The sequence below is a fragment of the Herbiconiux sp. genome (genome assembly GCF_023264895.1).
In the GTDB taxonomy this organism is placed as follows: Bacteria; Actinomycetota; Actinomycetes; order Actinomycetales; family Microbacteriaceae; genus Herbiconiux.
The window spans coordinates 1-10,101 of record NZ_JAHFUY010000006.1; the positions used below are offsets into that span (position 1 = coordinate 1).

General features: G+C 72.1%; 9 protein-coding genes and 1 pseudogene. 8 read left to right on the top strand and 2 right to left on the bottom strand.

Features of this window, described 5'->3' with window-relative positions; all coding sequences use genetic code 11:
* Nucleotides 1-283: pseudogene (locus Q0D57_RS00670) on the top strand (ABC transporter ATP-binding protein); the annotation flags it as partial.
* A complete protein-coding gene (locus Q0D57_RS00675) occupies nucleotides 280-2,019 on the top strand; it encodes a thiamine pyrophosphate-binding protein (RefSeq protein WP_291036655.1) in 1,740 nt (579 codons plus the stop codon). The pseudogene Q0D57_RS00670 and the gene Q0D57_RS00675, both read left to right, overlap by 4 nt.
* Before the next feature lie 38 nt (nucleotides 2,020-2,057).
* Here the strand turns inward: Q0D57_RS00675 and Q0D57_RS00680 are convergent, their stop codons facing one another.
* Nucleotides 2,058-3,089 (bottom strand): alcohol dehydrogenase catalytic domain-containing protein, encoded by a 1,032-nt coding sequence (locus tag Q0D57_RS00680; RefSeq protein ID WP_291036657.1) that lies wholly within the window; start codon nucleotides 3,087-3,089, stop codon nucleotides 2,058-2,060.
* A 206-nt stretch (nucleotides 3,090-3,295) separates the two neighbouring features.
* Between Q0D57_RS00680 and Q0D57_RS00685 the strand changes: the two genes are divergently transcribed.
* The 5 genes from Q0D57_RS00685 (at nucleotide 3,296) to Q0D57_RS00705 (ending at nucleotide 8,442) form a co-directional block, all read left to right on the top strand.
* A complete protein-coding gene (locus Q0D57_RS00685) occupies nucleotides 3,296-4,477 on the top strand; it encodes an acyl-CoA dehydrogenase family protein (RefSeq protein WP_291036659.1) in 1,182 nt (393 codons plus the stop codon).
* A gap of 58 nt (nucleotides 4,478-4,535) precedes the next feature.
* Nucleotides 4,536-5,642 (top strand): cupin domain-containing protein, encoded by a 1,107-nt coding sequence (locus Q0D57_RS00690; protein WP_291036662.1) that lies wholly within the window; start codon nucleotides 4,536-4,538, stop codon nucleotides 5,640-5,642.
* Nucleotides 5,639-6,385 carry a maleylpyruvate isomerase family mycothiol-dependent enzyme gene (locus tag Q0D57_RS00695; protein WP_291036664.1) on the top strand — a complete coding sequence of 249 codons (747 nt, stop codon included), beginning with the start codon at nucleotides 5,639-5,641 and terminating at the stop codon, nucleotides 6,383-6,385. The genes Q0D57_RS00690 and Q0D57_RS00695 overlap by 4 nt, the downstream gene beginning before the upstream one ends.
* A 94-nt stretch (nucleotides 6,386-6,479) precedes the next feature.
* Nucleotides 6,480-8,141 (top strand): ABC-F family ATP-binding cassette domain-containing protein, encoded by a 1,662-nt coding sequence (locus Q0D57_RS00700; RefSeq protein ID WP_291036666.1) that lies wholly within the window; start codon nucleotides 6,480-6,482, stop codon nucleotides 8,139-8,141.
* Nucleotides 8,142-8,223: 82 nt separating this feature from the next.
* Entirely contained in the window at nucleotides 8,224-8,442 is a 219-nt protein-coding gene (locus Q0D57_RS00705) for a hypothetical protein (protein WP_291036668.1), read from the top strand.
* 28 nt (nucleotides 8,443-8,470) lie between these two features.
* On the opposite strand, the gene Q0D57_RS00710 is transcribed toward Q0D57_RS00705, so the two are convergent.
* Nucleotides 8,471-9,688: a lipase family protein gene (locus Q0D57_RS00710; protein ID WP_291036670.1), complete on the bottom strand. Its 1,218-nt coding sequence runs from the start codon at nucleotides 9,686-9,688 to the stop codon at nucleotides 8,471-8,473.
* Nucleotides 9,689-9,906: 218 nt separating this feature from the next.
* Here Q0D57_RS00710 and Q0D57_RS00715 point away from each other — a divergent pair.
* Nucleotides 9,907-10,101, top strand: a 195-nt coding sequence (locus Q0D57_RS00715) for a hypothetical protein (protein ID WP_291036672.1), incomplete at its 3' end; no start/stop codon positions are given.

Genomic DNA, 10,101 nt, shown 5'->3' on the forward strand with positions numbered 1-10,101 from the left:
CTTCGCCTCCGTCGACGCGCAGACCCGGTTCGACCTCGAAGACCTCATCCTCACGGTGCGCCGCGACCTCGGCATCACCGTGGTGCTGGTCACCCACGACATCGACGAGGCGATCTACCTCTCCGACCGCATCGTGGTGCTCTCCGGATCGCCCTCGCGGGTGCGCGAAGTGGTCGACGTGCCGCTCGGCGACCACCGCGAGCAGGTGGCGACCCGGGCCAGCGACGAGTTCCTCGGACTCCGCCGGCACCTGCTCGACCTCGTCATGCCGCACTCCGCATGAGCGCGGGGGTCGCGAGCGCAGGGGCGGTGACGGCCACCGTCATGGAGCAGCTGGCCCAGGTGATGGTCGACGAAGGATGCAAGCACCTCTTCACCCTGATGGGCGCCGGCAACCTGTGGCTGATCCACCATCTGGATGTGCAGCACGGTCTGCCGGTGCATCACCTGCGCCATGAGAACGGAGCGATCGGCGCGGCCGACGGCTATGCGCGCGCGACCGGTCGGCTCGGCTGGGCCACCGTCACGCAGGGGCCGGGCTTCACGAACACCATCACGGCGCTGCTGACCGCCAGCCGGGGGCGAACCCCGATGATCCTGATCGTCACCGACACATCCAACCTCGACCCGCAGCGCTTCCCCTTCGCCGGCGGGGTGCAGGCGCTCGCCCCCGAGGTGCTGCTCGATCCGCTCGGCATCGAGAGCGTGCGCGCATCCGGAGCCGACGCCGGCGCGGTGCTGCGGGCAGCGGCGCAGCGGGCGCGGGCCGAGTCGCGCACCATCGTGTTCGTGATGCCGGCGGGTCTGGACCGGCTCGAGGCCGATCCGCTTCCGGATGCCACGGACCTAGCCACCCTCGAGGCTCCGGATGCCGCCTCGGCGGTCACCGCCGTCGACCCCGCCCCGGTCGACCCCGCCCAGATCTCGGCTGCTGTCGATGCACTCGAGGGCTGCTCCGCTCCGGTGCTGCTCGCCGGTCGCGGCGTGGTGGAGGCCGATGCGGCATCGGAGGTGCTGCGTCTCGCCGAGCTGCTCGGCGCCCGGGTCGCGACCTCGGTGCCGGCCTCGGGAGTGCTTGGCGAGCATCCGGCGGTCATCGGGCCGTTCGGCGGATTCTCGATCGGCGAGACCGAACGGATCATCGCCGGCAGCGACGGGCTGGTCGTGATCGGTGCCTCGCTCAACCTGTTCCAGACCCGCAAGGGGGAGTTCACTCAGGGGCGCACGATCGTGCGCGTCGACCTCGATCCGGCGGTCGTCGAGGGCGCTGTGACGGTGCCGGTGCGGGGCGACGCCCGATCCGCCGCGGCGGCGCTCGCCGACGAGGTCGCCCGCCGTGCCGCCGGGCGCGCAAGCGCGCCGGACTCCGACGCCGCAGGCGCCTCGCGCATCCCGCTGCCGGCTTTTCCGCTCCCGGCCATCCCGCTGCCGACCATCGACGACGCCGATCGTTCCGAGCCCGGCCGGATCGACCCGCGCGCGCTCGCGATCGAGTTCGAGCGGGTACTGCCGCGCGAGCGCCGCGTCTTCATCGACAACGGGCACTTCGGCGCGTTCCCCGTCCTCTACCTCTCGTACACGGCGCCGCGCTCGCTGATCTGGATGCCCGACTTCGGGGCCGTCGGCAGTTCGCTCGCCGCGAGCTACGCCTCGGCGGTCGCCGACCCCGGCACGCAGTCGGTGCTGTTCATCGGCGACTGCGGCCTCTACCTCACCCTCGGCGACCTCGAGACGGCCGTGCGCGAACGGGTGCCGCTGCTCGTGGTGTGCATGAACGACGGAGCCGCCGGCTCGGAGCTCGCGCACATGAAGGACTGGGGTGTCCCACCCGAGCAGGCGATCTTCGGCTACGCCGACCTCGCGGCTCTCGCCATAGGCATGGGTGCCCAGGGCGCTCTCATCGCCGAGACGGGCGACCTCGCCCCCGCGCTGGCCGCCTGGGACCGCACCCGAGGCCCCCTCCTGCTCGACTGCCACATCTCCCGCGCCGTCCGTTCCCCCATCTACGACCACGTCTGACCGCCGCCGCCCCGTGCCGTTCGCCGAGGGGGCGAGGCTCAGGGGGCGAAGAAGGTCTTGCCGGTGAAGGGATCGGTGTGATCGACGAGAGCGGCGAACGTGTCGCCGCCGGCGGCGAGGGGGAGCAGCCGTGACGTGGGCGGCGGCGGCACGCTGCCGTCGGCGAGCCACGCGAGCGCCACGGCGAAGTCCTCGGGCGCGAAGGTGTTGGCGCCGCGCACGGTGATCTCGCGCCGCACCAGGTCGAACCAGGGGATCGACACCTCGTCGGCCGCGAGCCCCACCGACACGACCGTGCCTCCGTTACGCGCACAGGCGATGGCGGGCCCCCGCGTCGCCGCGATCCCCACCACATCGAAGACCGTGTCGAACGCCGCCGGCGGAACGTCGTCGACCGAGGGCAGGAAGGCCGCCGCACCCGCCTCGAGGGCCGCATCGCGGCGCGAGGCATCCGGATCCACGACCGTGATCGACAGCGCTCCCTCGAGCCGCAGTGCGTGCACGATCCACAGGCCGATCGAGCCGCTGCCGATCACCAGGCACTCGCCGAGCGTGCCGAGCTCCGCGGCTCGGGCGACGTCGTGCCGCGCCTGCGCGAGCGGTTCGCACGAGGCCGCCGTCTCCCAGCCCATGCCGTCGGGGATCGGATGCACGTGGTCGGCGGGTGCAATCACCAGCTCCGCGAAGGCGCCCGGCCGGTGCACGCCGATGATCTGGATGGCCTCGCAGGCGCTCGGCCGTCCGCCGAGGCACGAGCGGCAGTGCCCGCACGAGAGCACCGGGTTCACGGTGACCCGCGTGCCCGGGGAGAGCGCCGCATCCGCGACCGGCCTGGCCGCCGCATCCGGAAGCCCGGTCGACACGCCGACTGCCTGGACCGTGCCCGCGAACTCGTGCCCGCGCACGCTGCCCGGCTTCGCGATGCCCATGAGTCCCTTGTGGGCCGTGAGGTCGGATCCGCAGATCCCCACCACCGCCACACGCACGAGCACCTCGCCGGGGCCGGGCACGGGAGCGTCGATCGAATCGGCTTCATGGAGGTACGGGCCGCGCCAGACGAGAGCTTGCATGCTCCCGGTCTACGCGATCGGGCGTGCGTTCTCCAATACCCATCCGCTCCCGGTGATCACCGACAGGCACCTCAGCAGGTCGGGCGCGAGGTCATGCCGAATGGTTCTCAGTCGACCGAGAAGGCCTATCAGGAATCGCTGGTCGCGCTCGGGGCCGCCGGGTTAGCGTCGGGACCACTACCTTCGCCACGAACATTGGAGTTCACATGACCGAGCTTGCCCACCGGCCCCTCGCCGCCGGCACCGGCGCTACGAGCCCGGGCGAAGTCCTCGACGCCGTCGCCGCTCTGTACGAGCTGGTCGACTCCTACGGAGCCCAGAACGACGTCGAGGGCCGCATCGCCGAGCCCGTCGTGCAGGCACTGTACGACAGCGGAGCCATCGGGGTGCTCACCCCCCGAGAGCTCGGCGGCAGCGAGATGACTCCGCGCCAGGCCATGGACGTCTACCGCACCCTCTCGTACGCCGATCCGTCGACCGGATGGGTCACCATGGCCCTGGCCTTGTCGACCGGCCTCGCCGGCGCCTTCTTCGAGCCCGTCGCCGTGCAGGAGCTGTTCGCCACCCCGCGCCTCGGCATCGCCGGCCAGGGCACGCGCGCCGGCCGCGCCGAGCCTGTCGAGGGCGGGTACCTGGTGAGCGGCCAGTGGTCGTTCGCCTCGGGCATCAAGCACGCCACCCACCTGCACACGGCCGCGGCCGACACCAAGACGGGGGAGACGCGCTTCTTCATCGTTCCCGTCGCCCAGGTCGATTTCGTCGACAACTGGGACGTGCTCGGCCTGCGCGCCACCGGCAGCATCGACTACACGCTGGACAACACCTTCGTGCGCACAGAGTTCAGCTATCCCTCGCTCAGCACGTCGCCGAACACCGGCGGCTGGCTCTACCACGTGGGCATCGGCAACTTCGCGAGCATCAACCACGGCGCCTGGGCACTTGGAGTGGGCCGGCGGCTGCTCGACGAGCTGGCCAAGAGCGTGCAGAAGAAGTCGGGCCGGGCGGGATCCTGGGGCGACAACGCCAGCTTCCACGAGCAGTACGCCAACGCCGAGCTGCGGCTGCGCTCGGCGCACGCCCTGCTCTACGCCGTGTGGGAGGAGATCGAGGGCGTGCTGGCCGGCGGCGAGCGGATGCCCGTGCGGCTCGAGACCCTCAACCGCGCCGCACTCTGCAACGCCACCGAGGCGCTCGACGAGATCGCGGGGTTCGTGTATCGCAGTGCCGGCAGCGAGGCATTGCGGCCCGGCGTGATCCAGCGGCTCTACCGCGATGTGCACGGCGGCACGCAGCACATCTCCTCGTCGCCGATCATCCTGCAGTCGGCCGGGCGCCAGCTCGCGGGGCTCGCCGAGGGCCAGAAGTGGGTTCACTTCCAGCTGATCTGAGCCCGTCGACGCACCCGCCGACGATCCGAACGATGCCGTTCCGACCTAAGGACCTCCGATGACCGACCACAACACGATGGACGACGTGCAGAACGCGATGGAGCCCGAGGACAGCGCGGCCCTCGCCCAGCTCTACGCCGACTTCGAGGCCAAGAACCTCTCGCCGCTCTGGACCCAGACCAGCGAGGTGCTCACGGATGTGCCGCGGTCGAAATCGGTGCCCTTCGTCTGGCGCTGGAACGACCTGCTGCCCCTCGCGGCCCGCTCGGGCGATCTGGTGCCGATCGGGCGCGGCGGCGAGCGTCGTGCGATCGCGCTGGCCAACCCGGGTCTGGGCGGACGGCCCTACGCGACGCCGACGATCTGGGCCGCCATCCAGTACCTCGGCCCGCACGAGACCGCGCCCGAGCACCGCCACGCGCAGAACGCCTTCCGCTTCGTGGTGGAGGGCGAGGGCGTCTGGACGGTCGTGAACGGCGACCCGGTGGCGATGCGGCGGGGCGACTTCCTGCTCACGCCGGGCTGGAACTTCCACGGCCACCACAACGAGACCGACCAGCCGATGGCCTGGATCGACGGACTCGACGTGCCGCTGGCCGAGAACCTCGACGTGGGCTTCTTCGAGTTCGGCACCGAGCGCGTTACCGACTACTCCACGCCCTCGGTGTCGCGAGCCGAGCGGCTCTGGGCGAACCCCGGACTGCGGCCGCTGTCGGGGCTCGAATCGCACGTCACATCGCCGATCGCCGCCTATCGCTGGGAGTACACCGACCGCGCGCTCACCGCGCAGCTCGAACTCGAGGCCGAGGGCTTCCCGGCCACAGTCGAACAGGGGCATGCGGGCATCCGGTACACCAACCCGACCAACGGCGGCGACGTGATGTCGACGCTGCGTGCCGAGTTCCACCGCCTGCGTGAGGGCACGGCCACGCCCGCCCGGCGCGAGGTCGGGTCGTCGGTGTGGCAGGTGTTCGAGGGCCGCGGCGAGATGGTGGTCGGTGACCAGAAGTGGACGCTCGACACCGGCGACCTCGTGGTGGTGCCCTCGTGGGAGCAGTGGGAGATCCGGGCCGAGACACCGCTCGACCTCTTCCGGTTCTCGGATGCGCCCGTGATCGAGCGGCTGAACTTCGACCGCACGTTCGTGGCCGGCCGCGAACGATGACCGTCCTCACCGATCGGGCGACGGATCCGGCGGTGCTGGCCGATCTGCAGGATGCCCGGCTCGGCCAGGCGTTCTTCAGCCGGGCTCTGAACGAGATCCGCAACGACGAGCTGGGGGAGCCGTCGAGGATGCCCGGCTGGAGCCGTGCCCACGTGGCGGCGCACGTCGGCTACAACGCGCGGGCCCTGACCCGGCTCGTCGAGTGGGCGGAGACGGGGGTCGAGACGCCGATGTACGCCTCGCCGGCCGAGCGCTCGGAGGAGATCGAGCTGGGCGCGACGCTCTCTCCCCGTGCGCTCCGGCACCTGTCCGATCATGCGGCGGTGTCGCTCGACGTGGCCTGGCGCGACCTGCCGCCCGAGCGCTGGACGGCGCGGGTGCGCACGGCGCGGGGCCGCGACGTGCCGGTCTCGGAGACGGTGTGGATGCGCAGCCGCGAGGTGTGGCTGCACGCGATCGACCTCGGGCCGGGCCGGGGCCGGGCCGGTGCGCGGGTGGACGACGTGCCCGCACGGGTGGTCGTTCGGCTGCTGGCCGATGTGCTCGGTGCGTGGGCGGACCGCGGCGAGCAGCCGGTGCTGCTGGAGACGGATGACACGGGCGAGGTGTTCGGCACGCCCGGCGGGCTCGTCCTGCAGGGACGGCGGGCCGACCTGCTCGCCTGGGCGACCGGCCGGTCGTCTCGCGGGGTGCGCCGGGCCGACGACGGCTCGGCGGCGCCTCCCGCGCCGGCCTGGCTCTGAGGATGCCCACGCGCTGAGGGCCGGGGGCCCGTCCAGGGCCGGGGCGAGGTCGGGCGCGGCACGGGAGCGGCTCCGGATGCGAGAGCATGGAGGCATGACCGCAACGCTCGTCGCCAAAGGTGTGGCCGGAGGCCACGACCACCGCACCCTCTTCAGTGGGCTCGACCTCGTGGTCGCGCCGGGCGACGTGGTGGGGGTGGTCGGCGCCAACGGGGCCGGCAAGTCGACCCTGCTGCGCATCCTGGCCGGCATCGATTCCCCGCAGGAGGGGACGGTGTCGCTGGCGCCGGCCGACGCGTTCATCGGCTGGCTTCCGCAGGAGCACGAGCGGATCGAGGGCGAGAGCGTGGCCGACTACCTGGGGCGCCGCACCGGCACCGCGCAGGCCACGACCGAGATGGATGCCGCTGCGGCAGCCCTCGGCGACACCGCGCCGCCTGCTCCGGGGGCGCCTGACCCCGCCGACGTCTACTCCACGGCGCTCGATCGCTGGCTCGCCAGCGGGGCCGCCGACCTCGACGAGCGCCTGCCGACCGTGCTGGCCGAGCTCGGGCTGTCGCTCTCCGCCGACGCGTTGATGACCGATCTCTCCGGTGGGCAGGCCGCGCGCGTGGGCCTCGCCGCCCTGCTGCTCTCCCGCTTCGACATCGTGCTGCTCGACGAACCCACCAACGACCTCGATCTGGACGGGCTCGAGCGACTCGAGGGCTTCATCCGCGGCATCCGGGGCGGCGTGGTGCTGGTGAGTCACGACCGCGAGTTCCTCGCCTCGAGCGTCACCCGGGTGCTCGAACTCGATCTCGCCCAGGGCACGAACCGGGTCTACGGCGGCGGCTACGACGCCTTTCTCGAGGAGCGCGCCACGGCCAAGCGGCACGCGCGGGAGGAGTACGACGAGTTCGCCGACAAGAAGGCCGACCTCGTGGCGCGGGCCCGCACCCAGCGGGAGTGGTCGAGCCAGGGCGTGCGCAACGCGATGAAGAAGGCGCCCGACAACGACAAGATCCGGCGCAAGGCCTCGGCGGAGTCCAGCGAGAAGCAGGCTCAGAAGGTGCGCCAGATGGAGAGCCGCATCGCGCGCCTCGACGAGGTGGAGGAACCGCGCAAGGAATGGCAGCTGCAGTTCACCATCGGATCGGCGCCGCGCTCGTCGTCGGTGGTGTCGACGCTGTCGGGTGCCGTGGTGCGGCAGGGTTCGTTCACACTCGGCCCGGTGTCGCTGCAGGTCGACGCCGGCGACCGGATCGGCATCACCGGGCCCAACGGTGCCGGCAAGTCGACGCTGCTGCGGCTGCTGCTCGGGCGCGTGGAGCCCTCGGAGGGCCTGGCGAGTCTGGGGACGAGCGTGGCGATCGGCGAGATCGACCAGGCGCGGGCCGTGCTCGCCGGCGCGGGCGAGGCCTCGCTCGCCGAGAGTTTCGAGGCGCAGGTCGCCGAGTGGCCGGTCGCCGAGGTGCGCACGCTGCTGGCCAAGTTCGGGCTGAAGGCCGATCACGTGAGCCGATCCCTCGGTGAACTCTCGCCGGGTGAGCGCACCCGGGCGGGGCTCGCCCTGTTGCAGGCGCGCGGCGTGAACCTGCTCGTGCTCGACGAGCCCACCAACCACCTCGACCTCGTGGCGATCGAGCAGCTCGAAGAGGCCCTCGAGTCGTACACCGGCACGCTGCTGCTGGTCACCCACGACCGGCGGATGCTCGACACCGTGCGCCTGAACCGCCACTGGAACGTCGAGTCCGGCCAGGTCGCCGAGCGCTGAGGCACCCGGCGCGAGCCGCTGCTCGTTCGTCGCGCCCGTCATCCGGTTGCTCCAGCGGATGCGGCCCCGTAGCGTCGGGAGCATGGACCGCAGCGACTGGATCGAGCACCGTCGCGGCGACCGCGAGCTCGTGGGCTGGATGCGTCCGGAGGGGCCGGGCGGGGATCTCCGGGTGCGCATCACCGAGGTGAGCACCGAGCGCATCCGGGTGAAGAAAGACGACTTCGGCGCGATCGACGTGCCGATGCTCGAGTACGTGCTGCCCTGGCCGATGCCGCCCGAACTGCGGCCCCGGCCGTAGCGCGGCGCGCTCGGCGCTCGGGCCGCGCTCAGCAGGTGGAGGCGGGGCGGTGGGCGGTGTCGACCTGAGCGAGCCAGAGCATCAGCTCGGGCACGGCCGCCTCCGCGATGAGGCCGTGCGTGACATCGGGGAGCTCGTGGAACGACACATCCGTCCCTTGTGAGCACAACAGCTGCACGTACCCCTTCGTGGCATCGGGGTGCACGAGCCGGTCGGCGAGGCCCTGCGCCACGAACACCGGCACCGTGATGGGGGAGTTGCCGGCGCTGTTCTGCTGAAGCATCGTCTGCCAGGGCTCGGTGGTTGCCGGGTCGCTCGTGACGTAGCCGCCGATCAGCGGGTCGGCGATCGCGTGCAGCTCCTTCGTCTGCGTGAGCAGGCACAGCTCGGCCATCTGCGGGGTGGCGGCGGCGCCGGCCGGCGTGAGGATGGCGTCGATCTCGTCTTTCGAGTACTGGTCGGCATAGGCCGCTTCGTAGGCGGGGATGGCCAGCGCGGCGATCGTCACGCCCGAGAGGTCGATGATGTCGTCGGACATCAGCGCGTTCAGATTCGCCGCGGGCGCGGCCACGGCGACACCCTCGAGCGTGAACTCGGGAGCGTAGGCGGCGGCGCGCTCGGCCGCGAACAGGGCCGCCTGCCCGCCTTGGGAGTGGCCCCAGAGCATCAGCCGCTCACTGGCGCCGGTGCCGGGCAGGGCGCGAGCGGCGCGGGCCGAGTCGAGCACGTTGTTCGACTCCGGGATGCCGAGCAGGTACGACGAGGCGCCCTCGATTCCGAGCCCCTGGTAGTCGGTGGCCGTCACCACGTACCCGGCGTCGAGCAACTCGTGCACGCCTTCCATGACCTCGAACGGATCGACCGCCAGCGACGGCGCGCAGGCGGCGGCGGCGCCGGTGGTGGGATGCGCCCAGGCCACGATGCTGCGGCCGCCCTCGGGAGCGGGGCCATCCGGAACCACGATCACGCCCGACACCGGCACGTCGGCGCCGGCGAGATCGCGGGAGTGGTAGATCACCCGCCAGGCGGTGGAGCCGAGCGGGGCGCCCTCGATCTTCGCGCTGCGGATGATCTCGCCGGGCTCGCCGGCCGGCAGATCGCCGGGCAGCTCGTAGAACGCGGCATCCGTCGCGGCCTCCTGCTCGCCCGCGCCCCACCGCCACAGGGCGTTGGCGCCGAACGCCACGGCCAGCGCGAGCACGACCGCGCCGATCACCAGTAGCGGGCGTCGGGCCGGTCGTCTCATGTGCCTTTTCTACCGCATCGCGGCGCTATCACGGCGGCATTCCCGGCGGCCGGAGCCGGTGCACGGGAGCCGGACGGCGGAGCCGCGAGCGATCGGTTCACTCCAGCGAGTTTCGGCGCAACCTCGGCCATAGTGCACGAGCTGCGCCTCAGACTCGCTGGAGTGAGCCGATCGCCGTGCTGAGCGGATCGTCAGGGTGCGGTTCTAGGGTGTTCGGCATGAGCCGCACCGAGAATCCGCCGACCGTGATCATCGTCGAGCCCGCCGCGGAGGCTGACGGCACGCCGGGCGGGGAGGGCAGGTCGACGGGCGCCACGGCGCCGGACGACGTGGCCACGGCCGCGAAGAACCTCGGCCGCGCGGTCGGCCGGGCCGCAGGGCGCACGGCTGGTCGCGCCGCGCGCGGCACCCGC

Excerpts from the sequence above, each read along its gene's own strand:
- Q0D57_RS00675 (WP_291036655.1), top strand. The coding sequence starts at position 280 with ATGAGCGCGGGGGTCGCGAGCGCAGGGGCGGTGACGGCCACCGTCATG.
- Q0D57_RS00680 (WP_291036657.1), bottom strand. The coding sequence starts at position 3,089 with ATGCAAGCTCTCGTCTGGCGCGGCCCGTACCTCCATGAAGCCGATTCG.
- Q0D57_RS00685 (WP_291036659.1), top strand. The coding sequence starts at position 3,296 with ATGACCGAGCTTGCCCACCGGCCCCTCGCCGCCGGCACCGGCGCTACG.
- Q0D57_RS00690 (WP_291036662.1), top strand. The coding sequence starts at position 4,536 with ATGACCGACCACAACACGATGGACGACGTGCAGAACGCGATGGAGCCC.
- Q0D57_RS00695 (WP_291036664.1), top strand. The coding sequence starts at position 5,639 with ATGACCGTCCTCACCGATCGGGCGACGGATCCGGCGGTGCTGGCCGAT.
- Q0D57_RS00700 (WP_291036666.1), top strand. The coding sequence starts at position 6,480 with ATGACCGCAACGCTCGTCGCCAAAGGTGTGGCCGGAGGCCACGACCAC.
- Q0D57_RS00705 (WP_291036668.1), top strand. The coding sequence starts at position 8,224 with ATGGACCGCAGCGACTGGATCGAGCACCGTCGCGGCGACCGCGAGCTC.
- Q0D57_RS00710 (WP_291036670.1), bottom strand. The coding sequence starts at position 9,688 with ATGAGACGACCGGCCCGACGCCCGCTACTGGTGATCGGCGCGGTCGTG.